Raw genomic sequence first — 24925 nt, 5'->3', positions numbered from 1 at the left:
GCCGCGGGAACGGCCCGCACGGGCCCCAGGCGGGCGGCCCCGGGCGAGGAGTCCGGGGCGGGCGGCCCCGGGACACGGCTCAGGCGGTGGCCGTGGCCACCGGCCCTTGCCACTCCTGCGGCAGCCCGGCGGAACCTGAACCGTTGCTCGTGACGTCGTCCACGATTTCGTTCAGTACCCTCGCCGCGTGCTTCTCCCCCACCCAAAGGTGCTTGGCGCCGTCGACCCCCACCACGCGTGCCTGGGGAACCAGGCTGAAGCGCCTGGCTGCCTCGACGGGGCGGAGGTAGTCGTCGTGCTCCGGCACGAGGACGGTGAGCGGCTTCCCCGCAACCGCCCACTGCTTCAGGTGCGCGTCGGTGGCGCGGTGCAGCGGCGGTGACAGGAGCACGGCACCTTCCACCTGCGACGCCACCGGTTCCACGGCACCGTACATCAGGGCCAGCTCAGTCCCGAACGACCAGCCCACGAGCCATCGGTTGGGCAGCCCCCGCTCGACGGCGAACCGCACCGCTGCCTCAACGTCATACTGCTCCCCGATGCCCTCTTCAAACTCGCCGTCACTGGTTCCCCGCGGCGACGACGTTCCCCTGGTGTTGAACCGCAGCACGGCCACGCCGGCCAGCGCCGGCAGCCGGTAGGAGGCCTTGCGGTAGACGTGCGAGTCCATGAAGCCGCCGTGCGTGGGCAGCGGATGCAGCGTGATCAGCGTGGCTGTGACCGGTCCGGACTCCGGCAGAGCCAGCTCGCCCACCAGGGTGCGGCCGTCCTCGGTGCGGATCTCGATGTTTTCGCGACGGGCGGGCAGGACCGTGGACGCGCGGATCGCGGTCGTTTCGGACGGCTGGCTGAACACGTACGACGTCGGGTCAAAAGTCATGCGTATCAGCTTATCTTCCGCGCCGGCCGCGTTCGTTCCCTGCCGGACCGCGCGGGCGGCCGCCGATCGCGGTTAGCGGTAGCGGAAATTGCGCGACGTCCAGCAGTTCGTGTGCCAGTGCCGGCGCTCCGACAGGCCGGCGGCCGCGCCGAAGAGGTGGTCGTCGGCCCACACCACAAGGTGGGCGACTCCCGGCAGCACGGCGGTGGAACAGCCGGGGCAGATGTAGGCCTTCTCCGCCTTGCGCGCGGTCATGCTCCGCACCATCCAGACGCCGTCGGGGGCGCTCTCGCGGCGGGCAATCCCCGCCCGGGCCCGCTCCAGGTCAAGCTCCGGGGCCGGCCCTGAACTGTGCTTTCCTCCGCCTGCGGCGTTGCCAGGGGTTGCACGCCCCGTCTTTGCACGGCGGGGGCGGTTCGAGCGGGGCATGCATCCATTCTGCCCCAGCCGGAACGGCTCCGTGGCCGTACCCGGTCCCGCGCGCCCCGGGTTACGCCCGCCACCCGGTGCGCGGGCCCCGCTGCCGACGCGGTAGTGTGTACGGCGTGCGTCTAGTCATAGCCCGTTGTTCCGTAGATTATGTTGGCCGGCTCAAAGCCCATCTCCCCCTCGCCACCAGGCTCCTGCTGGTGAAGGCAGATGGCTCGGTGCTGGTTCACTCCGACGGCGGCTCCTACAAGCCGCTGAACTGGATGAGCCCTCCCGCCTCGCTGCGGGTGTCCCCTCCCGATGACACAGACGTTGAAGTCGGTGTCATCGAGCAGTGGACCGTCCAGTCCGCCAAGACGGACGACAGGCTGATCATCAACATCCATGAGCAGCTCCACGACACGTCGCATGAACTGGGCCAGGATCCCGGCCTGATCAAGGACGGCGTGGAGGCCGACCTGCAGCGCCTCCTGGCCGAGCAGATAGAAACCCTCGGCACCGGCTTCTCCCTCATCCGCCGGGAATACTTCACAGCCATCGGCCCCGTGGACATTCTGGCCAGGGACGCGGACGGCTCCACCGTTGCCATTGAGCTCAAACGCCGCGGCGACATCGACGGCGTGGAGCAGCTGACGAGGTATCTGGAGCTGCTGAACAGGGATCCGTTGCTGGCACCTGTCCGCGGGATCTTCGCCGCGCAGCAAATCAAGCCGCAGGCCCGCGTGCTCGCAACGGACCGCGGGATTGACTGCATCACGCTGGACTATGACGCCATGCGGGGCGTGGACGATATCGAGTCCCGGCTGTTCTGAGGCTCCCGCAGGCAAGGCAAGACGTCCGTGATCACGCGTTTACTTTGGATTTGCCCAAAATTTATGCGATTCCGCGTTTTGCCCGTTGACCAGACCGGACTGTCATGAAATTCTTGTACCAGTCTTTGTGTAGGTGTTTTTCATGCTCGCAAGACATGTTGCGAGCGCGAAGCTCCTGCAACGCATATCCGGTCTCACCGGGGCTGCAGGCCAGGATTCTTCTCGCGGAGTGACCAAGACCAGTACGAAGTGTGCTGGCCTTAATTTAGTTCCATTATGAGGAGAAATAAATGGCACAGGGAACCGTCAAGTGGTTCAACGCTGAAAAGGGCTTCGGCTTCATCACCCCGGATGACTCCGATGGCGATGTCTTCGTTCACTACTCTGAGATCCAGACGGGTGGCTTCAAGACCCTCGACGAGAACCAGCGTGTTCAGTTCGAAATCGGTCAGGGCGCCAAGGGCCCCCAGGCCACCGGCGTAACGCTGGTCTAATTTATCGAGGACTTCCCTAACGGGAATTGCCCTTGAAACAAATGATCCTCGGCATTCGTGCCGGGGATCATTTTTTATGTGTCATAGATATTTTCAGGACCTGAAACATTCACGGGCAAGCGCATGTTCCGGAAAGAATGGTGGGGTTACAGGTTCAGCGCCAGGTGCCGATCCCGATCACCGGGCCCGCTTCGAGCCACGAGGACAGTCCAGTGTAGGCGTCGAACTTCATCGCCAGGAAGACGTCCTGGCCCTCGTAGCGCAGTTCAACGATGACTACGTCCGGCTGGACCTTGACCAGCTCAGCCTCCGTGGGCTGCCGGCGCCCCAGGAGCTCGAGGGAACTGCGCTTGAAGCGGTGCCGGGGACGGACGCTGAGCGAGAGCAGCTTGAACCACTCCAGCTCGTTGTCCTGATAACGACAAACCCCCATCTGCCAGCTTTTACCAGCTGTGCAAATGGAGGCGTCCACCGTGCCCAGGGCGCGCCGCAGGTTGAAGCGGCGCACCCCGAAAAGGCACAGCGTAAAGATCAGCAACGCGAAGACGGCTGCTATTGCGATGAACGGAAAACCAGTAACGTCCATCAAGGTCGTGCTAGCGGATCCCCGCAGTGGCCGCGTCACCCAGCTGGGCGTTGTCAGCAACAATAACCACGCGGTTGTTGTCAACGGAGAAGAATCCGCCGTCAACAACTACTGCAATGCGGTCACCGGAAACAGGCTCGATTGCCATTTCACCCTCGGCCAAAATCGCCAGCACGGGCGAGTGGCCGGGCAGGATTCCGATTTCACCATCGCTGGTGCGGGCCTTGACCATCTTGGCCGCTCCGGACCACACGAAGTGGTCCGCCGCGACAATCTCAACCTCAAGCTCAGCCATATTACTTGGTCTGTTCCTGGATCTTGGCCCACTGGCGCTCAACGTCATCCAGGCCGCCGACGTTGAAGAACGCCTGCTCTGCAACGTGGTCAAGCTCGCCGTCGCAGATGGCGGTGAAGCCTTCGACCGTGTCCTTGATGGAAACGGTGGAGCCTTCGACGCCGGTGAACTGCTTGGCGGTGTAGGTGTTCTGCGAGAGGAACTGCTGGATGCGGCGTGCACGCGACACGACGATCTTGTCTTCCTCGGACAGTTCGTCAACACCAAGGATGGCGATGATGTCCTGGAGTTCCTTATTCTTCTGCAGGATCTGCTTCACACGGACGGCCGTGTTGTAGTGGTCCTTGCCGATGTACTGCGGGTCCAGGATTCGGGACGTCGACGTCAGCGGGTCCACGGCCGGGTACAGGCCACGGGAGGCGATTTCACGGGAAAGTTCCGTGGTCGCGTCGAGGTGTGCGAACGTGGTGGCCGGTGCCGGGTCGGTGTAGTCATCCGCGGGAACGTAGATGGCCTGCATCGAGGTGATGGAGTGGCCCTTGGTGGACGTGATGCGCTCCTGGAGGAGACCCATCTCGTCGGCAAGGTTCGGCTGGTAGCCCACAGCGGACGGCATGCGGCCGAGAAGGGTGGAAACCTCGGAACCTGCCTGAGTGAAGCGGAAGATGTTGTCGATGAACAACAGCACGTCCTGCTTCTGCACATCGCGGAAGTACTCCGCCATGGTCAGGGCGGACAAGGCAACGCGCAGACGCGTTCCCGGCGGCTCGTCCATCTGGCCGAACACCAGGGCGGTGTCCTTCAGAACACCGGCCTCTTCCATTTCAACCCAGAGGTCGTTTCCTTCACGGGTACGCTCGCCGACACCGGCGAACACGGAGGTACCACCGAAGTTGCGGGCAACGCGGGTGATCATTTCCTGGATCAGAACGGTCTTGCCGACACCGGCGCCGCCGAACAGGCCAATCTTTCCACCCTTGATGTAGGGGGTCAGAAGGTCGATGACCTTGATGCCGGTCTCCAGCATTTCCGTCTGGCCTTCAAGCGATGCGAAAGACGGTGCCTTGCGGTGGATTGACCAGTGGTCCGAAGCCTGGATCTCGGACTCGTCAACGTCAAGCGGCTTGCCGAGGACGTTGAAGATGTGGCCCTTGACGCCGTCGCCGACGGGAACGGTGATCGGCGAGCCGGTGTCCACCACGTTGGTGCCGCGGACGAGTCCGTCGGTAGCCTGCAGGGCGATGGCGCGAATGAGGTTGTCACCCAGGTGCAGGGCAACCTCGAACGTGACGGTCTTGGTCTCACCGTTGAGAGTAATCTCGGTGGTGAGTGCGTTGTAAATCGAGGGGATTGCGTCAGCCGGGAATTCGACGTCGACAACCGGGCCAATAACACGTGCAATGCGGCCGGTAGCACCGGACGTTGCGGCTACGTGTTCGGTAGCGGTGGCAGTCATCTCTCTCACTTCACTCAGTAGATGGCGTGGGGGTTAAGTTTATCTTTTGGTGCAGGTAAAGCTGGATCCGGAACCGTCCAGCTACGACGCGAGAGCGTCGGCGCCGGCCACGATTTCGGAAAGCTCCTGCGTAATCTCAGCCTGGCGGGCGGTGTTGCGCAGACGCGTGTACTTCTTGATGAGGTCCGTGGCGTTGTCGCCGGCAGACTTCATGGCCCGCTGGCGCGATGCGAGCTCGGAAGCCGCTGCCTGCAGCATGGCCGCGAAAATCCGCGCTTCGATGTACCGGGGCAGCAGGGCATCGAGGACCTGCTCCGGCTCCGGTTCGAATTCGTACAAGGGCAGCAGCTCCGATTCGGAAGCGGCCTGCTCTTCCACAACTTCGAGCGGAAGAAGACGGATGACCGTCGGCTCCTGAGTCACCATGGACTTGAAGCGGGTGTAAACGACGTGGATTTCATCCACACCGTCCTCCGCAAAGTCCGTTGCGAAGTCCTCCAGCAATGCCGTGCCGATTTCCTGCGCCGTGGCAAACTCCGGTGCATCAGTGCCGCCGGTCCAGACCCGCCCGTAGGGGCGGCCCCGGAAGTCGAAGTACGCCTGTGCCTTGCGGCCAACCAGGTACGTCTTGACTTCCTTGCCTTCGGCGCGGAGCAGTTCGTTCAAGCCTTCCGCCTGCTTCAGCACGCTCGCGGAGTAAGAACCTGCCAAGCCACGGTCCGAGGTGATTACCAAGACTGCGGCGCGGCGGATTTTCTCCGGCTCGGTGGTCAAAGGGTGGTCGATTTCGCTCTGGCTTGCGACAGCAGAAACGGCGCGGGTAATTGCGTTCGCGTAAGGCAGTGAAGCTGCTACGCGTGCGCGGGCCTTGCCGATGCGCGAGGTAGCGATCAGTTCCATCGCCTTGAAGATCTTGCGCATCGACGTCGTCGAGGCGATCTTCTGGCGGTAGACCCGAATCTGGGCTCCCATACTTATCCTTTCCTAAGATCCCGATGGCCGGGACTGCCGGGACCACGAATGGGTCCGGCAGTCCCTGCCAGCGAAACTAGCGCTTCTGCCTGACGATTTTTTCCTGGTCGACCTGGCCCTCGGAGATAGCATCATGCTCCTCGTGGCCGGCACCTACCAGATGGTTGTCTCCCTCGCCGAAGAAGCCCTTCTTGAAGTCCACGATCGCGGTCTTCAGTGCTTCTGCGGTGTCATCGTCCAGAACGTTGGTCTGCGCCAGCGTGGTGAGGATGGAGGACTTGTGCTTCAGGTGCTCCAGGAACTCGGACTCGAAGCGGCTGATGTCCTCAACCGGGACTTCATCCAGGTAGCCCTGCGTTCCTGCCCAGATGGACACAACCTGGTTCTCGACCGGGAACGGCGAGTACTGGCCCTGCTTGAGCAGTTCCATCAGGCGTGCACCACGGGTCAGCTGCTGGCGGGATGCGGCATCGAGGTCCGATGCGAACATCGCGAATGCCTGCATGTCGCGGTACTGTGCAAGGTCCAGCTTCAAGGTACCGGAGACCTTCTTCATCGACTTGACCTGTGCGGCGCCGCCGACTCGGGACACCGAGACGCCAACGTCAACAGCAGGACGCTGGTTGGCGTTGAAGAGATCCGACTGCAGGAAGATCTGGCCATCGGTAATGGAGATCACGTTGGTCGGGATGTAGGCAGAGACGTCGTTTGCCTTGGTTTCGACGAGCGGCAGGCCGGTCATCGAGCCCGCGCCGAGCTCGTCGGAGAGCTTCGCGCAACGCTCCAGCAGGCGGGAGTGCAAGTAGAACACGTCACCCGGGTAGGCTTCACGTCCCGGCGGACGGCGGAGCAGCAGGGACACTGCACGGTAGGCCTCGGCCTGCTTGGAGAGGTCATCGAACACGATGAGGACGTGCTTGCCGCCGTACATCCAGTGCTGGCCGATGGCGGAACCTGCGTAGGGTGCCAGGTACTTGAAGCCAGCGGGGTCAGAAGCCGGGGAGGCAACAATCGTGGTGTATTCCAGCGCGCCGTTGTCCTCGAGCGTCTGGCGGATGGCGGCGATGGTCGACGCCTTCTGGCCGATTGCCACGTAAACGCAGCGAACCTGCTTCTTCACGTCACCGGAAGCCCAGTTGGCCTTCTGGTTGATGATGGTGTCAATGGCAATTGCGGACTTGCCGGTCTGGCGGTCACCAATGATCAGCTGGCGCTGGCCACGGCCGATCGGGATCATGGCGTCGATTGCCTTCAGGCCGGTCTGCATCGGCTCGTGCACAGACTTACGCTGCGTCACGCCAGGTGCCTGGAGCTCCAGGGCACGGGTGGTCTCGGCCTTGATCTCGCCGAGGTCATCGATGGGCACGCCCAGCGGGTCAACCACACGGCCTAGGAACGCGTCGCCGACCGGTACGGACAGAACCTGTCCGGTGCGGTGCACTTCCTGGCCTTCTTCGATGCCCGTGAAATCACCGAGGATGATGACACCGATCTCGCGGACGTCGAGGTTCTGGGCGAGGCCCAGCGTGCCGTCTTCGAAACGAAGCAACTCGTTCGCCATGACCGAGGGAAGGCCCTCAACACGGGCGATGCCGTCACCTGCGGTGGTCACACGGCCGACCTCTACGCGCTCTGCGTTTCCGGGTTCGTAGGACGCCGCGAACTCGTTCAACGCAATACGGACGTCGTCGGCGTTGATGGTCAATTCGGCCATCTGCAGTCCCTGCTCTCCTGTTTTCGTGATCATCGTTGCTCACGATGACCGGGGTTTCTATCAGTTAAGTTGTGCTTGTCCGGCTAGCCGGCCAGTTGGCGGCGAAGCTCCAACAGGCGGGTGATGACGGAAGCGTCGAGCACTTCGTCACCAACCTGCACGCGGATTCCACCGATCAGCGTCGGATCAACAGTGGTGTTGATCTTGAGCTCTCGCCCGTAGAGGGAGTTGAGCCCTGCCTGCAGACGGCTGGCCTGCGTCTCCGTGACGGGACGCGTGACACTGACCGTTGCAATCCACCGCTGCTGGCGCTTGGCGGCAAGCTCGGCGAAACGGCCGACGAGCTTGGTGGGCTTGAGGCCACGTGGCTGCGACACTGCCTGGCCGGTGAGGACTTTGGCTTCCTCGCTTGCGCCAGGAACCAGCCTCGCCGCCAGGGCAATCTTTGCTGCGGCGCTGGCCTGCGGTTCAGACAGAGCACGCTGCACCTCGTGGTTGGACGCCACGGCCTGGTTGAAGGAGAACAGATCGTTCTCGAGTTCTTCCAGCCCCGTGATTCCGGAGGCAGAAACGGCCGACTTGTTTTCTGCGACGGCAATTACTACCGTCGCGGCAAGCGTCTCGAGTGCATCGCCGATGTCTCGCGCCGATGCCCAGCGTGAGCTGGCCAGCCCGGCCGCGATGTCCGCAGCCTCAGCGGAGACTTTTCCGCCGAACAGTTTCCTGATCAGCGCCGACTTTTCGTCACCGCTACGGGACGGGTCAGTCAGGGCGCGGCGCAGGCCAGCCGAGCTGTCTATCGCTCCCAGGATTCCGAAGAGTTCCTTTGCCAACTGCAGCGATGCAAATGGAAGCTTGGCCTCCAGTTCGGTCAGCGCTTTGGTCAGCGATTCGCTCGATACACCTGCCATTACTTTGCTACACCTGCGTTCTGGGTCTCCAGATCAGCCAGGAAGCGGTCAACAACACGTGCCGCGCGCGCGTCGTCCTCAAGGGACTCGCCAACGATGCGGCCAGCCAGCGTGGTGGCAAGGGTGCCCACCTCTGAACGCAGGGCCACTACTGCGGCCTGGCGCTCGGATTCGATCTGCACGTGTGCCTGCGCAGTGATGCGCGCAGACTCGGATGCAGCCTTCTCCTTCAGCTCCGCAAGGATCAGGGCGCCTTCGGCACGGGCTTCCTCGCGGATGCGGTTGGCTTCGGCACGGGCCTCGGTGAGCTGCTGCCTGTACTCTTCGAGTGCGGCGGAAGCCTCAGCCTGCGCCTGCTCGGCCTTGGCGATGCCGCCCTCAATGGCCTCGGCACGCTCTGCGAACGTCTTCTCGAACATCGGGACAACAAACTTGACCACGATGAAAAAGAGGACAGCAAAGCCGGCGAGGACGACGCCCATTTCCCAGGGATTGGGAACGAGCGGGTTAGCCGCCTCGGCGGTGGCGGCTGAGATGATCAGCTGATTCATATTTCACCCGTCCTTATCTACTCGGTTCTGAATGTGCGCTTGGTTCTGAAGGTTTACTTGAGAACGAAAGCGAAGACCAGACCCAGGATGGCGAGGGCTTCAGTCAGCGCAAGGCCGAGGAATGCGATCGGCTGCAGAACGCGCTGTGCTTCCGGCTGACGTGCCACACCGTTGATGTAAGCGGCGAACACGAGACCCACACCGATACCACCGCCGATGGCGGAGAGGCCGTAGCCGATGAGGTTGAGGGAGCCGTTGATGGAGCCTTCCATTTTTCTTCCTTTCAAGATGCCATCTCTGTGGCAGGTTGTTTGGGTTGCTTCATCCCCGTGAGGGGAAGTTTGTGGGGTGCCTAGTGGCTGTCGGCGTGGAGTGCGCCTTCGATGTAGATTGCCGTCAGCAGGGTGAAGACATAGGCCTGCAGCGCCATGATGAGCGCTTCGAGCATGTACATGGCGATCGCGCCGGCAAGGACCAGAACAGAGGTGCCCTTGAGCAGAACGTTTTCCTGCATGACGAGGAATTCGATTCCTGAACCGGCGATCATGACGATCAGGTGGCCGGCCAGCATGGTGGCAAACAGACGGAGGCTGTGCGTAACCGGACGGACCAGGAAGTTGGAGATGATCTCGATCGGGATAACGATCGGAAGGATGTACACCGGCACTCCGGACGGCACGGTGGCGAGCTTGAAGTACCGCAGGCCGTTCTTCTGGATGCCGATGCCGATCCAGGTGATGTACACGATGACGGCCAGCACGTACGCGCCGCCAACGTGGGAGAAGCTCGGGAGCTGGATCACGGGGATCGCGCCGTAGATGTTGTTCACCAGGATGAAGAAGAACAGGCTGAACAGCAGCGGGACGTACTTCATGAAGTCTCTGCCGCCGATGATGTCCTTGGCGATGCTGTTGCGGACGAAGCCATAGGCCATCTCACCCGCGAACTGCAGCTTGCCAGGAACCAGCTGCTGCTTCCGCGCAGCTAGCAGAAAGAATGTAGCGATAATGACGACGGACAGGATTACCAGCAGCATCTGCTTGGAGAATCCGTCTGCCGCACCCCACGGCAGGATTGCCGGCAGGTGCATTTCTTCAATTCCAGGAGGAGTGAACTCTCCTGAATTTTGGGCCGGGAGCGCAAGCGCGATCAACGCGTTTCCTCTCTGCAGTGTCCATCGTTGGGCGTTGGTCGGGTTCCGGCGCGCTTCATGCTTGCCCTCCCCCTCGTAAAATTATTTGGCATTACTGTTCCCATCCTCAGACGGGCCGCTGGCTGCACTGTTCCCGCCAGCTGTATTTCTTGAACTGGTGAGGCCGTGCATATGGGACAGATAGAACCCTCCCGCAGCTCCAAGCAGAGCGCCTAGGAGCACAATCCAGCGGGTTCCCCACAGATAATCCAGTCCCCACCCTATCAAACTCCAGACGATGATTCCGCCAATAATGTAGCTAAAGACGGCAATTCCAGCGTTGTAACCGCCGTCACCATTTTCGGCTGAGACGCCCGGAGCGCCGTGTCTTTTGCCAGGGTCGCCGGAGGAGCTTTTGCCGGGGTGGTTTCGCTTAGACATCGGTGTTGCCCTTGTTTGGTTCGGGGTCGTTGTAGATCTGTAGCCGGGCCTTGCTGAAACCGTAGATTTCAGCCGCCTGCCAGGTCACCACAGCGACGACCGCTCCGATAAGGAACCAGCGCCCATGCAGCCACTCGGGCGCACCAATCGCAAAAAGGACCACCGCGAAGCCGATGACCTTGACGAAGTAGGTTGCCACGAACAGGCCTATGGCGCCGGACGGGTTGTTCCGGCCGACGAAATGGCCGATCAAGAGGCTGATGGCAAAGAAAGCCATGACCAGCAGCCCGCCGAAGCTGCTCGAAAGCAGTCCGGTCCAGCCATTCAGGGTTACTGCCACAATGCCCGCAAGGACAAGGGCGGCAGCGGAGACTGCGGAGCTGATTCCCAACAGGCCCAGCCACAGAGACCGGGTGGGGCCGGAGACGCCAACGGATCCTTTGCCGGACGCTGGTCCGGGCTCGGCGTTGGAGGTCATGCGAACCCAATCTTCGGGGCCAGGGGGTGGAGTGTCGCAGGAAAGACCTGCCCCTGAATTCTACACGAGATAGAAATAATCGGGAAAGCCGGGGCTATTCCGGCGTTTCCACGCTCCGGCGGCTGAGATAAGGCCACGCCGTGATGAGCCCCATCACGAGGGTGGCCGCGATGTCCATCGCGAGAACCACCTGCCAGGGGTAGACAGCGAAGGCGAGTCCGCCGAACGAAAGTACTGCGGTCCACATGTACATCAGCATCACGGCCGTGCGGTGGGAGTACCCGATGTCCATCAACTTGTGGTGCAGGTGGCCGCGGTCGGCGGACCAGGGCGAGCGGCCGACGGCAGTGCGCCGGACCACCGCAAGGCCGAGGTCCAGCAGCGGGAGGAAGAGCACGGCGAAGGGAAGCAGGATGGGGATGATCGTGGGGATACCGTTCACGCGGTCATAGAGCCCCGAGCTGATTTGGCCCGTCGACACGACGCCCGCCGATGCCATCAGCAGGCCGATCAGCATCGCCCCGGAATCCCCCATGAAGATCTTCGAGGGAAACCAGTTGTGCGGCAGGAACCCCAGGCAGCTGCCCACGAGCACCGCTGTCAGGAGCGTGGCAAGATCTGAGCGGTCAAGCAGCGGCGCGTTCCGGTGCACCCAGTACGCGGTCAGGAAGAAGGCCGAGCCGCCGATGATCGCCACGCCGGCAGCCAGCCCGTCCAGTCCGTCGATGAAGTTGAAGGCATTCATCGTGGTCACAATAAGACCGGCGGTGACGAGGACGCTAACAGGGTCCGAGTCGAAGCGGATGGGCTCGGGAACGAACGGAATGATGGTCATCCGGACGCCCCACACAGCCACCACAAGGGCGGCGAGGCTCTGTCCGATGAGTTTGACCCACCAGCGCAGATCCAGGAGATCGTCCGCAACGCCAACGAGCACAATGACGGCTGCCCCTGCCAGCACGCCCCAGGGGGCTGCATTGCCGTGGAAGATGTCCTTGACGAAAAAAGACTGGTTCGCGACGACCAGTGCCACCAGCACTCCGGCGAAGATCCCCAGGCCGCCGAGCCGCGACACCGGGCTCGAATGCATGTCACGGCTGCGGATGGGGGCGAACAGCTCAAGCCTGTTGCCTATCAGGCGCGCGCCCCAGGTTGCTGCATACGAGACAAAGGCTGCGGTCAGCATCATGAGCAGGTACATGATCACGGCGCGTCACCCGCTCCGCTGACCCGCTGCCCTCCGGCGTTCTGCTGTCGGGCACTGTGTGACCCGGAGACGCGCGAAGCGACCCGCCGTATGGCGGCATCGCACCGGTCTTCAGGGCGGCGCAGATGCGCCATGATGTTTGGGGGACTGTGGGGGCTCAATAACTGTGGATCTGACGTGCAATAAATGAAACTTCTCCGTCGCCATGCGCACAGACAGGCAGTGCATAGTGCCTGACGGGGCTGTATTACAGTGGACTCTAGTCAAGATACTAACGCCAACGGCTCCATGGCTTCGCGTCACACGGCCTCATGCCGGCGGGAAATTGCCGACGGCTGTGCTGAAAGGAACCCGCAATGCCAGTGTCGGTCGCAGTTGCTGCCGTGACGTTTGACCGTCCCCGTGAGCTCGCCGTCCTCCTCAAAGCCATCAATGGCCAGACAGCACCGGTGGCGTCCATTTGCCTCGTTGACAGCGGCACCATGCCGGCCACAGACGTTGCCGGACAGCATGAAAATGTGGACTACATCCGCTCGGAAGCCAACCTGGGCGGGGCCGGCGGATTTTCCCTGGCGGTCCTTAAGGCGGTGGCAAGCGGCGCTGACTGGATCTGGATGATGGACGACGACGCCGAGCCGGCAGACCCCGAATGCCTCGCCACCCTGATCCGCGAGGCGGAGGCGCGGGACCTGGAGGCGGTGGTCCCGCTCGTGGTGGCGCCGGGCCACCCTGACAGGCTCTCCTTTTTCTTCCGCCTGGACGGCAAAGTGACCCACGACCGAGGCGCGCTGGAGAAGGTGGGGTTCCTTCCGAACGACGGCCACTTCTTCAACGGCGCGTTGATCCGCTCCGATGTTTTCTTCAAGGTTGGCCTGCCTGACATGCGCCTCTTCATCCGGGGCGACGAGGTGGACTTCACCATCAGGCTGCGAAAGGCGGGCGTCCGCTTCGGCACGGTCACGACGGCAGCCATTACGCATCCGCACGCGTTCTCCGAAACCAAGCACGTCTTTGGCGCCCGGTGGCACGTCATCGTCCCCGAGACCGCGTTCAAGCGCTATTACTACTACCGCAACCGCGGCTATCTGATCCGCCGCCACTTCCGCGTCAAGTCATTGGTTGCCGACGTCGGCGGCTACCTCGGCTATTTCCTGCGACGCGGCGATTTCCGCGGCCTGGCCGACTGGTTCAGGGCATTCTCGGCAGGACTCCGCGGCAAGGGTTTTGGTCCCCTGAAAGACCAGAAGTTCTAGCCTTGGCGCGGGCGCCCGGCAGGCTTGCCGGCGCCCGGCACACTTCGCAGCTAGCCCTGCCCGCGTAGCCGGCGCCGGACCAGGAGCCCGACCAGTACCCAGGGCTCGCCGAACACGCGGTAGGCCACGCGCCGCGGATGCAGCAGGAGCCGCCAGCCCCACTCCAGGCCGAGGCGGCCCAGCCAGCGCGGCGCCAGCTTCTGGATTCCGGCAATCTGCTCGATGGCACCTCCAACTGCGCAGTAGACCGCGGGAGGAAGGGATTCGAGGCGGCGCCGCAGCACCTTTTCCTGCAAGGGCATCCCCAGTCCGATGAGCACCAGCTGCGGACGCTGCTCGGCCAGCCAGGCGGTCACCTCTTCCTCGAGTTCCTCGTCCCAGCCCTCCCCCGGCATGCCGGAGACTGACGCCCCAGGCGCAATAGCCTTCAGCTTGGCGACGGCCCTGGCGTTGGCCACGGGGCCGGCCCCGACGACGGCGATGCTTTTCAGGCCGCTGACCTGGCCCAGCGCGGGGATCCAGTCAGTCGACCCCAGCCGGTAGTCCATGACGGGTCCGGACCGCTTCCGTCCCCTCCCCCAGAGCCACAGGACAGGCGCGCCGTCGATCAGCACGACGTCGCTGTTCTCGTAAAACGTCCGGAATTCCGGTTCGGAATGGAAGAGCGTCACGCTGTGGAGGTTGTGCCCGACGACGGTCCGGGTGGTTCCGTCTGCCACGAACTTGTCGAGGACTTCCGTGAGTCCGGCGACGTCCAGCGGTGTGGCGTCCACACCGAGGACGGGGATGGGTTGCCGCTGCAGCGTCATTCCGTGCCGGACACTTTGTCGCCGGCCCCGGGACGGTCCGCCGGATCCTCGCCGGCCCCGGCAGCGTCCCCAGTTACTGCCGCGACCTCAGCGTCTTCGGATTCTGCAGCGCCTTCAATATCGGCAGCGCCGGGCGGCTCCGGCGCGTTGCCCTGGAGGTCGAGCACCCCGGGGACGACTTCCCGCAGCCGTTCAAGGCTCACTGCTCCCTCGCGGACGACGCGCAGTGGCAATGATGTCGCGTCCACAATCGTGGAGGGCAGGGCATCGGTTCCTTCCACCGGGCGGAAGCCGCCCTCGAGGTAGACTTCCACGGATTCCGCCAGCTGGGAGCGGGCCTCGAACGCGGTCTGGGCCGGAGCCTGCCCGGTCCTGTTGGCTGACGACACAGCCAGCGGCCCGGTCAGGGTGAGGAGATCCTGAGCCACTTCATCCGCCGGAATCCTGAGGGCTACGGTGCCCTTCGTCTCTCCCAGATCCCAGTCAAGGGAAGGCTGGGCGTGGAAAATGAGCGTCAGGCCCCCGGGCCAGAAGGCCTCGGCGAGCAGGCGTGCATCGGCAGATACGTCAGTCGCCAAGCCGTCGAGGGCGTTGAGGCGCGGGATCAGCACCGGAGGGGGCATGTTCCGGCCGCGGCCCTTGGAAACCAGCAGCATGGTGACGGCCTGCGGCGAAAATGCGTCGGCTGCAATCCCGTAGACGGTATCCGTGGGGAAGACCACGCACTTCTTCTCAAGGATGGCACGCCGTGCGTGGGCCAGTCCTGCGGTGCGCTCGTCATCGGCGGTGCAGTTATACGTAGTGGTCACTGCCTCATTCTTTCATTACTGCGCGGGCGGTGAGGCAAGGACGGCGCTGGTGGCCCGTTCCTTGCCGTTGAGGTCAAGGTGCGTGGTCACGTGGGACCACTGTCCAGTTCCGGCCAGCATGGCGGAAATCCAGGCAGCCTGGACTTCCGCGTGCTCCATCACGAAGTAGCCGCCCGGAACCAGCAGCCTGGCAGCGGAGGCCGCGGCCGCCGTCGGAAGTTCCATGCCGTCGGCTCCGCCGCCGTACAGCGCCTCAGGAGGATCGTGGAGCGCCACTTCCGGCTCGTTCGGAATTGCCTCGGCGGGGATGTACGGCGGGTTGGACACGACGACGTCGAATGTTCCGTTGAGGTCCGGCAGCGCGTCCCGCAGGTCCCCCCGGACGAGGGTGACGCCCAGTGGCTGCAGGTTTTTCGCGGCCCAGGCATGCGCAAATTCGCTGTACTCCACCGCATGGACTGCGGCTTCGGGGACTTCGTGCGCCACTGACCCGGCGATGGCCCCGGATCCGGTGCCGAGATCCACCACCTTGGGCCGGGCCACGCCGGCGCGGAGAAGTTCCCGGAGCCGGTCGATGACCAGTTGGACCACCGACTCTGTTTCGGGGCGGGGAATGAAGACGCCGGGACCCACCGCAAGTTGAAGGTAGCGGAAATGCGCGACGCCGGTGATGTGCTGCAGCGGAATGCGCCTGGCCCGTTCGGCCACCAGTTCCGCATAGCCTGCCGGCGCCGGGGCACCGCCCAGCAGCATGGCGCGAAGCCGCCCGAGCCCGACGCCCAGCAGGTGGTCGGCCAGCAGTTCGGCATCGACCCTCGGGCTGGGAACGCCGGCATCGGCAAGAATCGCCGTGGCCTCGCTGACGGCATCGGCCAGGGACTGGCCGGTACCGGCCGTCATGTTCTCGGGCGTCATGGGGTTTTCAGCGCTTCCCGGCTAGTCGCCGATGGCGTCCAGGCGTGCCTGCTCGTCCATCTCGATGGCCGACTGGATGACCGGCTCGAGGTCGCCGTTCATGACCTGGTCCAGGTTGTAGGCCTTGTATCCGGTGCGGTGGTCCGCAATCCGGTTTTCCGGGTAGTTGTACGTGCGGATCCGTTCCGAGCGGTCCATGGTGCGGATCTGGGACTTGCGCTGCGCGGAGTTCTCGGCGTCGATCTGCTCCTGCTGGTGGGCCAGGATGCGGGCGCGGAGAACGCGCATGCCCGCTTCGCGGTTCTGCAGCTGGGACTTTTCGTTCTGCATGGCCACCACGATGCCGGTGGGAAGGTGCGTGATGCGCACGGCGGAGTCGGTCGTGTTCACCGACTGGCCCCCCGGGCCCGAGGACCGGTAGACGTCGATCTTGAGGTCGTTTTGGTTGATTTCGAGCTCTTCGGGCTCGTCCACTTCAGGCAGCACCAGAACGCCGGCAGCCGAGGTGTGGATGCGCCCCTGCGACTCGGTGACGGGAACGCGCTGCACACGGTGCACGCCGCCCTCGAACTTCAGCCGCGCGTAGACGCCCTCGGCCGGATCGTTCGAGCTTCCCTTGACGGCCATCTGGACGTCCTTGTAGCCGCCCAGATCCGACTCCGTGGCGGAAATGAGTTCGGTCTTCCACCCGCGCGATTCCGCATAGCGGGTGTACATGCGGAGGAGATCGCCGGCGAACAGGGCAGCTTCGTCGCCGCCTTCACCGCCCTTGACTTCAAGGATCACATTGCGGGCATCGTCCGGGTCCCGCGGAATGAGCAGCCGGCGCAGCTTGGCAGCCGCCATTTCCAGGGCAGCCTCGAGCTCGGGCACCTCGGCAGCGAACTCGGGATCCTCGGCAGCCATCTCCTTCGCGGCTGCGAGATCATCCTCAATCGCATGCCACTTGTGGTACGCCTCCACGATGCCGTTCAGCTGGGCAGACCGCCGCCCGAGCTTGCGCGCCAGCCGCTGGTCAGCATAAACAGCCGGATCCCCAAGCTGGGCCTGGATAGCATCATGCTCATCAAGCAGGCCCTGTACGGACTCAAACATTTTCAAAACCTTTCAACGCTGTGTGTATAAGTTTAGTGATGCTCACAGCGGTAGGTGACGGGGGCGACCGCCGTCGGGTATTTTTGCCGGCCAGGGAGTGGCATCGGGCCTGTCGGAGCGTTGCTGCTGACGTACGCAGTACGTCAGCAGCAACGCGAAGGGGCGGGGCCGGCAAAAATGCCCGGCGGCCCCACAACGCGAAGGGGCGGGGGCGGAAAACCCGCGCGGCGAACCACGCGAGGTAACCGCACCCCGCCCCTGAACTCAGCTACTTGTCGTTATCCGACTTTGCACCAAGCGTCGTCTTCTGGACCTGCATGAGGAACTCGACGTTGCTCTGCGTCTCCCGGATCTTGTTGGTCAGCAGCTCAAGGCTCTGCTGCGTTTCGAGTCCGGAGAGGACGCGGCGCAGCTTCCACATGATCTTGACTTCCTCGGGGGAAAGCAGGTTCTCTTCGCGGCGGGTACCGGACGCGTTGACGTCCACGGCCGGGAAGATGCGCTTGTCGGCCAGCTGGCGGGACAGGCGGAGCTCCATGTTGCCGGTGCCCTTGAACTCTTCGAAGATGACCTCGTCCATCTTGGATCCGGTCTCCACGAGGGCCGTTGCCAGGATGGTCAGCGAGCCGCCGTTTTCGATGTTGCGGGCTGCACCGAAGAAGCGCTTCGGCGGGTACAGCGCGGCAGAATCGACACCACCGGACAGGATGCGGCCGGAGGCCGGTGCTGCCAGGTTGTAGGCGCGGCCCAGGCGGGTCATGGAGTCGAGGAGCACCACAACGTCCATGCCCATTTCCACGAGGCGCTTGGCGCGTTCGATGGAAAGCTCGGCAACGGTCGTGTGGTCGTCCGCGGGACGGTCGAAGGTGGAGGCAATGACCTCGCCCTTGACCGTGCGCTGCATGTCCGTGACTTCTTCAGGACGTTCGTCAACGAGCACCATCATGAGGTGGACCTCAGGATTGTTGGTGGTGATGGCGTTGGCGATGGACTGCAGGATGAGCGTCTTGCCCGCCTTCGGCGGCGAAACGATCAGGCCGCGCTGGCCCTTGCCGATCGGGGCAACCAGGTCGATGACGCGGGGGCCGATCTTCTTGGGGTCGGTCTCGAGGCGCAGGCGCTCGGACGGGTAGAGCGGCACCAGCTTGGCGAACTCGACGCGGTCCTTGAGCTCTTCGGAGGTCTTGCCGTTGACTGAGGTCACGCGGACCAGGGCGTTGAACTTCTGGCGCGCCGACTGCTGGCTGCGGTCCTCGCCGTCGCGGGGGGCGCGGATGGCGCCGACGACGGCGTCGCCCTTGCGCAGGTTGTACTTCTTGACCTGGGCGAGGGATACGTAGACGTCGTTGGGACCGGGCAGGTAGCCGGAGGTCCGGATGAAGGCGTAGTTCTCCAGGACGTCCAGGATGCCCGCTACGGGCAGCAGGACGTCGTCCTCGGTGACCTCGACGTCGTCGACGTCCGGTCCCTGGGCACGTCCGCGACGGCGGTCGTTGCGGTCGCGGAAGCGGTCGTTGCGGGCGTTGCCGTCACGGCTGTCCCGGCTGTCGGACCGCTCGTTGCGATCGTTCCGGTCGCGGCGGTTGCGGCGGTTGCGGCGGCTGCCGCCCTCGGTGTCATCGCCGTCCCGGGTGTCGTCACGGCGGGTGTCGCGGCCGGTGGAGGTTTCTGCTGCGTCGCGGCCACCGCGGGTGCGGCTGTCACGGCGGTCAGTGCGCTGCCCGCCGTCGCCGGCTTCGCCGCCCTGTTCGCGGGTCTCGGCACCGCGGGTCTCGGCGGCGCGGGTTTCAGTTGCCCGTGCCTCAGGCGCAGCGGCTTCGGCCGGAGCTTCAGCGGCCTCGGCGGCCTGCGGAGCCGTTGCGGCGGCCTCGCCGCGTCGGCGGTTGCGGGTACGCGGCTGGCGTCGCTCGGCAGCGCCTTCCGCAGCGGCCGGCTCTGCTGCCTCGGCAGGTGCCGGAGCAGCTGCGGCCTCGGCGGCAGGCTCGGCTGCGGGTTCCGCCACGGGGGTGGAAACCACGCCGTCACTGACCGCACGGCGGCTGCGGCCTCGGCCGCGTGCCCGGGTCCCTTCCTGGGCAGGGGCTTCGGTGGCCTCGGCAGCCTCCGGGCTTGCCGCAGCCACGTTCTTATCAGTCGCCTTTTCGGCAGCCCGGGCCGGGGCCTTGCTGGCCGAAGAGCCCGCACGGTGCGCGGAAATAGCCGAGACCAGGTCTCCCTTGCGCATGCGGGAGCCGCCAGATATGCCGAGCTGGCTGGCAAGAGCCTGCAGCTGGGCGAGCTTGAGGCCGGCGAGGCCACTGCTCTTGGCGGGTGCTTCCGTCAACGATCCGGAAGCAGAAGATGATATGTCCACAGCTGGCGACAGCTCAGTGGTTTCGGTCACGAAGGATCCTTCCCCCTCGACGGCGTCCAGACTAGGAGCTGGACGCGATGATTTGATCTGGGCTGCAGTTCAGATCTGCAGCCGGGATTTCGGCCTTGCCGGATGGAATTCGCGGCAGGGCCGGATACTGATCACCTTCAACGCTCCGAATAATGGAGGAGCGGCGGACTGACACTTCAGGGAACAGAACGTTTCTGTAAGTTCCTGCGTCAGGCCAAGCAGGTGGCACCGAAAATATTGCGCAATAAGAGATCGAAGCAACAGCAGATCGAAACAGTTGCGGACCAGATAGGCAACACGGCCATTTTCAGGGTCTTTGACTGCACGGTCTCTTGACTGCAGGGCCTCTCGACTACAGAGTCGCCGTCTAACTGCATAAACTGCGTTGACTGACTGCGGGATTACCGCCGGTGCACTCCCACTTTAGCACCTTCAACGTCCACTGCCAGCTTCATCACACGCCAGTTGATGTCGGGCGTGTTCGCGGCGGTAAACACGTCGATGAACTCAAGGACGGCCGCGGCCTCCGCTTCGCCGTTCGCCAGGACCAGGACGGTGGGTCCCGCCCCGGACACAACGGCTGCGTGCCTTGCTCCGCGGAGGGCCTTGATCAGGGCTGCGCTGGGCCGCATGGCCTCCGCGCGGTAGCTCTGGTGGAGGTAGTCTTCGGTGCCGGCGAGGAGGAATTCCGGCTTTTGCGTCAGCGCGTGGATCAACAGCGCCGCCCGGCCGGCATTCATGGCGGCGGCGTGGTGACCGATCGACGCCGGAAGCAATGCGCGCGCTGCTTCCGTGGACAGTTCAAAGTCCGGAACGGCCACGATCGGAATGACTGCTTCATCCACCGTGGCGCACGTGCTGCTGTACTGGTCACTGTCCTGCCAGGACAGCGCCAGGCCGCCGTAAATGGCGGGAGCGACGTTGTCCGGGTGGCCCTCCATCTCGCTGGTCAGCTGCAGGATCCAGTCCTTGCCACGGCGCGACTGCTCCGGAACCAGCGCATTCGCCGCGGTGACAGCTGCGACGACGGCAGACGCCGAGGAACCCAGGCCGCGGCCGTGCGGGTTGACGTTGTCTGCCGTGATCCTGAGGCCGTCATGCCGGTACCCCAGGCGATGCAGGGCCTCGGTGATGGCCTTGACCACAAGGTGGCTGGCGTCGCGGGGCAGCGTTTCCGCGCCTTCGCCGCTGAGCTCGAACTCAAGCTGGCCGCCGGCCAGCGTTTCCACCGTAAGGGTGTCGTGCAGCGACAGGGCCAGCCCCAGGCTGTCGTACCCGGGGCCCAGGTTGGCGCTGGTGGCCGGAACCTGTACGGTCACCAGCTGCCCGGCCGGGACTGCCGGCGCGCCGGCGGCAGACTCGGCCGGGACTGTGAGGGTGGTTTCCAAGGCTATTTGTCTTCCAGTCCCAGCTCGGCGGCAACCGTCACGACGTCGTTGGACACCTTGACCGGCTGCACGTCGCTGCCGTCTTCGGTGCGCAGGGCCCACTGGGGGTCCTTCAGTCCGTGGCCGGTGACGGTGATGACAATGGTCTTGCCGGAGGGAACCTCGCCCGCAGCGTGCTTCTTCAGCAGGCCCGCCACACCAGCGGCGGAGCCGGGCTCCACGAAGACGCCCTCCTTGGCGGACAGCCAGCGGTGCGCGGCGAGGATCTCGTCGTCCGTCACCGCATCGATAAAGCCGCCGGACTCATCGCGGGCCGCGATGGCGCCGTCCCACGACGCAGGATTGCCGATCCGGATGGCCGTGGCGATGGTGTCCGGCTCCGTGATGGGGTGTCCGGCCACGAAGGGGGCAGCCCCGGCCGCCTGGAAGCCCCACATCTGCGGGGTCCTGGTGGAAACAGCGGGAAGGGTACCGGCAGTCTCCGACTCGAACGGCGCGGCGTACTCCTTGTAGCCCTTCCAGTACGCGGTGATGTTTCCTGCGTTGCCGACCGGCAGCACGTGGATGTCCGGGGCATCGCCGAGGGCGTCCACGATTTCGAAGGCACCCGTCTTCTGCCCCTGGATGCGGGCCGGGTTGACGGAGTTCACCAGGAAGACGGGGTAGGACTCACCCAGCTTGCGGGCGATGTCCAGGCAGTTGTCGAAGTTCCCGTCGACCTGCAGCAGGGTGGCGCCGTGCGCAATGGCCTGGCTCAGCTTGCCCATGGAGATCTTGCCCTCGGGCACCAGCACGACGCACTTCAGGCCGGCGGCGGTGGCGTAGGCCGCGGCCGAGGCGGAGGTGTTTCCGGTGGAAGCGCACACCACGGCCTTGGCGCCTGACGCCACGGCGGCAGTCATGGCCATGGTCATACCGCGGTCCTTGAAGGACCCGGTGGGGTTCATGCCTTCCACCTTGAGGTACACCTCCGAGCCGGTCAGCTCGGACAGCTTCTGAGCGTGGACCAGCGGCGTGCCGCCCTCACCGAGGGTGATTACCTTGGTGGATTCCGTTACGGGCAAACGATCAGCATATTCGCGGATGACACCGCGCCATTGGTGAGCCACTTAGACTCCTTCTACCCGCAGTACGGATGTAACGGAATTGATGACGTCCAGGCCCTTGACGGCCTCGACGGTTGCTGCCAGTGCAGCTTCAGTTGCGCGGTGGGTCACGATCCGCAGTTCCGCGGATTCGACGTTCGAGTCCGCGTCGCGGTGGATGGTCTGGCGCATGATTTCGATGGAGACGCCGTGCTCGGCGAACAACTGGGCAATCTTCGCCAGAACGCCGGGCTGGTCCGCAACGTCCAGGCCGATGTAGTAGCTGGTGTACACGGCGTCAATCGGCAGTGCCGGGACGTGGCCCGTGGTGGATTCAATGCGTCCGGGACCGCCCAGGACGATGCGGCGGGCTGCCGAGACGAGATCGCCCAGCACGGCAGACGCCGTCGGGGTTCCGCCGGCGCCTTGGCCGTAGAACATCAGCTCTCCGGCATTCTCGGCCTCAATGAAGACGGCGTTGAAGGCTCCGCGGACAGCCGCCAGCGGGTGCTCGCGCGGAAGAAGGGTCGGGTGGACCCTGACGGACACTCCGTCGTTGCCTTCCGCGTCGGTCAGCTTCTCGGCGATGGCCAGCAGCTTGATGACGAATCCGGCCTCTTTGGCCGCCGCGATGTCAGCGGCGCTGACGCCCGTGATTCCCTCGCAGTGGACGTTCGCCAGGTCAAAGCGCGTGTGGAAGGACAGGGACGCAAGGATCGCAGCCTTGGCCGCGGCGTCCAGGCCTTCGACGTCGGCCGTCGGATCCGCCTCGGCGTAACCGAGGCGCTGTGCCTCGGCCAGGGCGTCGGCGAACTGCGCGCCGGTGGAGTCCATCTGGTCGAGGATGAAGTTGGTGGTGCCGTTGACGATTCCCAGCACACGGGTGATGCGGTCACCGGACAGGCTGTCGCGGATGGAGCGCAGGATGGGGATGGCCCCTGCGACGGCGGCTTCGTAGGAAAGCTCGACGCCGGCCCTGTCCGCCTCTTCGTAGAGTGTGGGGCCGTCCGCGGCCAGGAGGGCCTTGTTGCCGGTGACAACGCTCGCGCCGTTCTGGATGGCCGAGAGGATCAGCGAACGGGCCGGCTCGAGGCCGCCCATCAGCTCGATCACGAGGTCGGCGTCCTTGACCAGGGTTTCGGCGTCCGTGGTGAACAGCTCACGCGGCAGTTCCACATCGCGTTCGGCATCGAGGTCGCGCACGGCGATGCCCGCCAGCTCCAGGTGTGCACCCGTCCGCGGGGCGAGGGCGCCGGCGTCGTCGAGGAGAATCCGCGCGACCTGAGCCCCGACGTTGCCACAGCCCAGCAGGGCTACTTTCAGGGTTCGCAATTCGGTCATTTAGGCTCCCATGTCGCGGTTCAGCAGGTCTTCTTCGGTTTCCCCGCGGACGATCAGCCGGGCAGCTCCGCCGCGCACAGCGACAACGCCCGGCCGGGCCAGATAGTTGTAGTTGCTTGACAGGGCCCAGCAGTAGGCGCCGGTCCCCGGTACAGCGAGCAGATCACCGGCTGCCACGTCCTCGGGCAGATATACATCTCTAACAACTATGTCGCCGCTCTCGCAATGTTTGCCCACTACGCGGGACAGTTGCGGCGCCGCGGCGGAGGCCCGTGAGGCGAGAATGGCCGAATAATCCGCGTCGTAGAGCACCGGACGGGCGTTGTCGCTCATGCCGCCGTCCACTGACACATAGCGGCGAGGGTGCGTAACGTTTTTTGGCTGTTCCCCCGCCGTTCCGGCCGTTCCCGCGGCCGGAGCGTCCACCCGGACCGTCTTGAGCGTGCCCACCTCGTACAGCGTGAACGTGCTGCTGCCCACGATGGCCCGTCCGGGCTCGATCGAGATCCGCGGGGCGGATATGCCCAGCTCGGCGCATTTTGAGCGGACGACGGCGGCCATCGCCTGCGCGATTTCGGCTGCCGGGCGGGGCGTGTCCACCGGCGTGTAGGCGATGCCGTATCCGCCGCCGAGATCCAGCTCGGGGAGCTGGATCGAGTACTTCTGCTGCATCTCGGCGAGGAAGCCCAGGAGTTTCACCGCCGCAAGGGCAAAGCCGTCGGGCTCGAAGATCTGCGAGCCGATGTGGCAGTGCAGTCCCAGCAGTTCGATGCCGGGGTAGCTCGTGGCCGCGGCCACGGCTTCCTCGGCTGCCGACAGTCCTGACTGCTCCGTGGAGTCTTCCGCCATGGAGAGGCCGAACTTCTGGTCTTCATGGGCGGTGGCGATGAACTCGTGGGTGTGGGCGTGCACTCCGGGCGTCAGCCGCAGCATGACCTTGGCGGTCTCGCCCCGGCCGGAGGCGATTTTGGCCACGCGTTCCAGCTCGTCCAGGCTGTCCACCACGATCCGGCCGAGCTTCATGTCGAGGGCCCGGGCGATCTCGGCATCGGATTTGTTGTTGCCGTGCAGGCCGAGGTTGGCGCCGTCGATGCCGGCACGGGCGGCAACGGCCAGTTCACCGCCGGAACAGGTGTCGAGGCGCAGGCCTTCCTCCGCCACCCAGGTGGCCACGGCCGTGCAAAGGAAGGATTTGCCGGCGTAGTAGACGTCCACTCCCCCGCAGATGTCGGCAAAGGCCTCGTCGAAGGCATCCTTGAAGGCCCGTGCCCGCGCCCGGAAGTCGGCCTCGCTCATGACGAACAGCGGCGTGCCGAACTGTTCCTTCAGCGTGCTGACCGGAATGCCGTCGAGGGCGAGTTCGCCGTCGTCGTTCCGCTCCACTCCGGCAGCCCACATGGGCGGGTGCAGGGCATTCAGGTCCGACGGCACCGCGAGCCAGTCCGGGGCAAGGGGCGAGGACTGGTTCAATGCATGTGCAGTCATTCAG

Annotated in this window: 26 protein-coding genes; 3 read left to right on the top strand and 23 right to left on the bottom strand. The window is 64.4% G+C overall.

All coding sequences use genetic code 11. The annotated features are described in order from the left end of the window. Positions 1-79 precede the first annotated feature (79 nt). Both ASG92_RS22215 and ASG92_RS22210 read right to left on the bottom strand, forming a co-directional pair. Positions 80-880 (bottom strand): alpha/beta fold hydrolase, encoded by an 801-nt coding sequence (locus tag ASG92_RS22215; RefSeq protein WP_056633496.1) that lies wholly within the window; start codon positions 878-880, stop codon positions 80-82. A gap of 72 nt (positions 881-952) precedes the next feature. After that, entirely contained in the window at positions 953-1309 is a 357-nt protein-coding gene (locus ASG92_RS22210) for a hypothetical protein (RefSeq protein WP_056633493.1), read from the bottom strand. Positions 1310-1425: 116 nt separating this feature from the next. Here ASG92_RS22210 and nucS point away from each other — a divergent pair, with 116 nt between their 5' ends. Both nucS and ASG92_RS22200 read left to right on the top strand, forming a co-directional pair. After that, positions 1426-2121 carry an endonuclease NucS gene (nucS, locus tag ASG92_RS22205; protein WP_056633843.1) on the top strand — a complete coding sequence of 232 codons (696 nt, stop codon included), beginning with the start codon at positions 1426-1428 and terminating at the stop codon, positions 2119-2121. A gap of 290 nt (positions 2122-2411) precedes the next feature. After that, complete coding sequence (locus ASG92_RS22200; RefSeq protein ID WP_011692441.1) at positions 2412-2615, top strand: cold-shock protein; 204 nt, start codon at positions 2412-2414, stop codon at positions 2613-2615. 154 nt (positions 2616-2769) lie between these two features. Here the strand turns inward: ASG92_RS22200 and ASG92_RS22195 are convergent, their stop codons facing one another. The 12 genes from ASG92_RS22195 to ASG92_RS22145 form a co-directional block, all read right to left on the bottom strand. Continuing rightward, complete coding sequence (locus ASG92_RS22195; RefSeq protein ID WP_056633491.1) at positions 2770-3201, bottom strand: DUF2550 domain-containing protein; 432 nt, start codon at positions 3199-3201, stop codon at positions 2770-2772. A gap of 10 nt (positions 3202-3211) precedes the next feature. Continuing rightward, complete coding sequence (locus ASG92_RS22190) at positions 3212-3496, bottom strand: F0F1 ATP synthase subunit epsilon (RefSeq protein WP_056633489.1); 285 nt, start codon at positions 3494-3496, stop codon at positions 3212-3214. A 1-nt stretch (position 3497) separates the two neighbouring features. Further along, a complete protein-coding gene (gene atpD / locus ASG92_RS22185) occupies positions 3498-4952 on the bottom strand; it encodes a F0F1 ATP synthase subunit beta (protein WP_056633486.1) in 1455 nt (484 codons plus the stop codon). Positions 4953-5033: 81 nt separating this feature from the next. After that, positions 5034-5924: a F0F1 ATP synthase subunit gamma gene (locus tag ASG92_RS22180; RefSeq protein ID WP_056633483.1), complete on the bottom strand. Its 891-nt coding sequence runs from the start codon at positions 5922-5924 to the stop codon at positions 5034-5036. A 76-nt stretch (positions 5925-6000) separates the two neighbouring features. Further along, positions 6001-7638, bottom strand: a complete 1638-nt coding sequence (atpA, locus tag ASG92_RS22175; protein ID WP_056633841.1) for a F0F1 ATP synthase subunit alpha — start codon at positions 7636-7638, stop codon at positions 6001-6003. 83 nt (positions 7639-7721) lie between these two features. Continuing rightward, positions 7722-8549, bottom strand: a complete 828-nt coding sequence (locus ASG92_RS22170; protein WP_056633480.1) for a F0F1 ATP synthase subunit delta — start codon at positions 8547-8549, stop codon at positions 7722-7724. After that, positions 8549-9100: a F0F1 ATP synthase subunit B gene (locus ASG92_RS22165; RefSeq protein WP_056633477.1), complete on the bottom strand. Its 552-nt coding sequence runs from the start codon at positions 9098-9100 to the stop codon at positions 8549-8551. Before ASG92_RS22165 ends, ASG92_RS22170 begins: the two co-directional genes overlap by 1 nt. A 53-nt stretch (positions 9101-9153) precedes the next feature. After that, a complete protein-coding gene (gene atpE / locus ASG92_RS22160; protein WP_003804776.1) occupies positions 9154-9372 on the bottom strand; it encodes an ATP synthase F0 subunit C in 219 nt (72 codons plus the stop codon). Positions 9373-9452: 80 nt separating this feature from the next. Further along, a complete protein-coding gene (gene atpB, locus ASG92_RS22155) occupies positions 9453-10253 on the bottom strand; it encodes a F0F1 ATP synthase subunit A (RefSeq protein WP_056633475.1) in 801 nt (266 codons plus the stop codon). 81 nt (positions 10254-10334) lie between these two features. Further along, complete coding sequence (locus tag ASG92_RS30070) at positions 10335-10673, bottom strand: hypothetical protein (protein ID WP_082579658.1); 339 nt, start codon at positions 10671-10673, stop codon at positions 10335-10337. Further along, complete coding sequence (locus ASG92_RS22150; RefSeq protein WP_056633472.1) at positions 10666-11151, bottom strand: hypothetical protein; 486 nt, start codon at positions 11149-11151, stop codon at positions 10666-10668. The genes ASG92_RS30070 and ASG92_RS22150 overlap by 8 nt, the downstream gene beginning before the upstream one ends. Positions 11152-11245: 94 nt before the next feature. Then, positions 11246-12358, bottom strand: a complete 1113-nt coding sequence (locus tag ASG92_RS22145) for an MraY family glycosyltransferase (RefSeq protein ID WP_056633469.1) — start codon at positions 12356-12358, stop codon at positions 11246-11248. A gap of 356 nt (positions 12359-12714) precedes the next feature. Between ASG92_RS22145 and ASG92_RS22140 the strand changes: the two genes are divergently transcribed. Then, complete coding sequence (locus tag ASG92_RS22140; RefSeq protein ID WP_056633467.1) at positions 12715-13611, top strand: glycosyltransferase; 897 nt, start codon at positions 12715-12717, stop codon at positions 13609-13611. A 50-nt stretch (positions 13612-13661) separates the two neighbouring features. On the opposite strand, the gene ASG92_RS22135 is transcribed toward ASG92_RS22140, so the two are convergent. The 9 genes from ASG92_RS22135 to lysA form a co-directional block, all read right to left on the bottom strand. Beyond that, positions 13662-14420, bottom strand: coding sequence for a WecB/TagA/CpsF family glycosyltransferase (locus tag ASG92_RS22135; RefSeq protein WP_056633464.1), 759 nt, complete (start codon positions 14418-14420; stop codon positions 13662-13664). Next, positions 14417-15229, bottom strand: coding sequence for an L-threonylcarbamoyladenylate synthase (locus ASG92_RS22130; protein WP_056633461.1), 813 nt, complete (start codon positions 15227-15229; stop codon positions 14417-14419). The genes ASG92_RS22135 and ASG92_RS22130 overlap by 4 nt, the downstream gene beginning before the upstream one ends. A 15-nt stretch (positions 15230-15244) precedes the next feature. Continuing rightward, positions 15245-16129: a peptide chain release factor N(5)-glutamine methyltransferase gene (prmC, locus tag ASG92_RS22125; protein WP_056633838.1), complete on the bottom strand. Its 885-nt coding sequence runs from the start codon at positions 16127-16129 to the stop codon at positions 15245-15247. Positions 16130-16165: 36 nt separating this feature from the next. Further along, positions 16166-17239: a peptide chain release factor 1 gene (prfA, locus tag ASG92_RS22120; protein WP_056633458.1), complete on the bottom strand. Its 1074-nt coding sequence runs from the start codon at positions 17237-17239 to the stop codon at positions 16166-16168. Between the two features lie 268 nt (positions 17240-17507). Next, the gene (rho, locus tag ASG92_RS22115) at positions 17508-19622 is read right to left on the bottom strand and encodes a transcription termination factor Rho (protein WP_056633455.1); all 2115 of its coding nucleotides are present in this window, start codon (positions 19620-19622) and stop codon (positions 17508-17510) included. A gap of 401 nt (positions 19623-20023) precedes the next feature. Next, on the bottom strand, positions 20024-21010 hold the full coding sequence (thrB, locus tag ASG92_RS22110; RefSeq protein WP_056633452.1) for a homoserine kinase: 987 nt from the start codon (positions 21008-21010) through the stop codon (positions 20024-20026). A 2-nt stretch (positions 21011-21012) separates the two neighbouring features. Continuing rightward, positions 21013-22119, bottom strand: coding sequence for a threonine synthase (gene thrC / locus ASG92_RS22105; protein ID WP_056633449.1), 1107 nt, complete (start codon positions 22117-22119; stop codon positions 21013-21015). Continuing rightward, positions 22120-23436 carry a homoserine dehydrogenase gene (locus ASG92_RS22100; RefSeq protein WP_056633446.1) on the bottom strand — a complete coding sequence of 439 codons (1317 nt, stop codon included), beginning with the start codon at positions 23434-23436 and terminating at the stop codon, positions 22120-22122. Further along, positions 23437-24921, bottom strand: coding sequence for a diaminopimelate decarboxylase (lysA, locus tag ASG92_RS22095; protein ID WP_056633443.1), 1485 nt, complete (start codon positions 24919-24921; stop codon positions 23437-23439). Between the last annotated feature and the right edge of the window lie 4 nt (positions 24922-24925).

The organism is Arthrobacter sp. Soil736 (genome assembly GCF_001428005.1).
In the GTDB taxonomy this organism is placed as follows: domain Bacteria; phylum Actinomycetota; class Actinomycetes; order Actinomycetales; family Micrococcaceae; genus Arthrobacter.
This window is presented reverse-complemented; position numbering and strand designations above follow the sequence as displayed.

Coding starts and splice junctions, on each gene's coding strand:
- ASG92_RS22135 (WP_056633464.1), bottom strand. CDS start 14,420: ATGACGCTGCAGCGGCAACCCATCCCCGTCCTCGGTGTGGACGCCACA.
- ASG92_RS22200 (WP_011692441.1), top strand. CDS start 2,412: ATGGCACAGGGAACCGTCAAGTGGTTCAACGCTGAAAAGGGCTTCGGC.
- ASG92_RS30070 (WP_082579658.1), bottom strand. CDS start 10,673: ATGTCTAAGCGAAACCACCCCGGCAAAAGCTCCTCCGGCGACCCTGGC.
- ASG92_RS22150 (WP_056633472.1), bottom strand. CDS start 11,151: ATGACCTCCAACGCCGAGCCCGGACCAGCGTCCGGCAAAGGATCCGTT.
- ASG92_RS22165 (WP_056633477.1), bottom strand. CDS start 9,100: ATGAATCAGCTGATCATCTCAGCCGCCACCGCCGAGGCGGCTAACCCG.
- lysA (WP_056633443.1), bottom strand. CDS start 24,921: ATGACTGCACATGCATTGAACCAGTCCTCGCCCCTTGCCCCGGACTGG.
- prfA (WP_056633458.1), bottom strand. CDS start 17,239: ATGTTTGAGTCCGTACAGGGCCTGCTTGATGAGCATGATGCTATCCAG.
- atpA (WP_056633841.1), bottom strand. CDS start 7,638: ATGGCCGAATTGACCATCAACGCCGACGACGTCCGTATTGCGTTGAAC.
- ASG92_RS22140 (WP_056633467.1), top strand. CDS start 12,715: ATGCCAGTGTCGGTCGCAGTTGCTGCCGTGACGTTTGACCGTCCCCGT.
- atpE (WP_003804776.1), bottom strand. CDS start 9,372: ATGGAAGGCTCCATCAACGGCTCCCTCAACCTCATCGGCTACGGCCTC.
- ASG92_RS22190 (WP_056633489.1), bottom strand. CDS start 3,496: ATGGCTGAGCTTGAGGTTGAGATTGTCGCGGCGGACCACTTCGTGTGG.
- ASG92_RS22170 (WP_056633480.1), bottom strand. CDS start 8,549: ATGGCAGGTGTATCGAGCGAATCGCTGACCAAAGCGCTGACCGAACTG.
- ASG92_RS22210 (WP_056633493.1), bottom strand. CDS start 1,309: ATGCCCCGCTCGAACCGCCCCCGCCGTGCAAAGACGGGGCGTGCAACC.
- ASG92_RS22195 (WP_056633491.1), bottom strand. CDS start 3,201: ATGGACGTTACTGGTTTTCCGTTCATCGCAATAGCAGCCGTCTTCGCG.
- ASG92_RS22215 (WP_056633496.1), bottom strand. CDS start 880: ATGACTTTTGACCCGACGTCGTACGTGTTCAGCCAGCCGTCCGAAACG.
- prmC (WP_056633838.1), bottom strand. CDS start 16,129: ATGACGGCCGGTACCGGCCAGTCCCTGGCCGATGCCGTCAGCGAGGCC.
- ASG92_RS22180 (WP_056633483.1), bottom strand. CDS start 5,924: ATGGGAGCCCAGATTCGGGTCTACCGCCAGAAGATCGCCTCGACGACG.
- atpD (WP_056633486.1), bottom strand. CDS start 4,952: ATGACTGCCACCGCTACCGAACACGTAGCCGCAACGTCCGGTGCTACC.
- ASG92_RS22100 (WP_056633446.1), bottom strand. CDS start 23,436: ATGACCGAATTGCGAACCCTGAAAGTAGCCCTGCTGGGCTGTGGCAAC.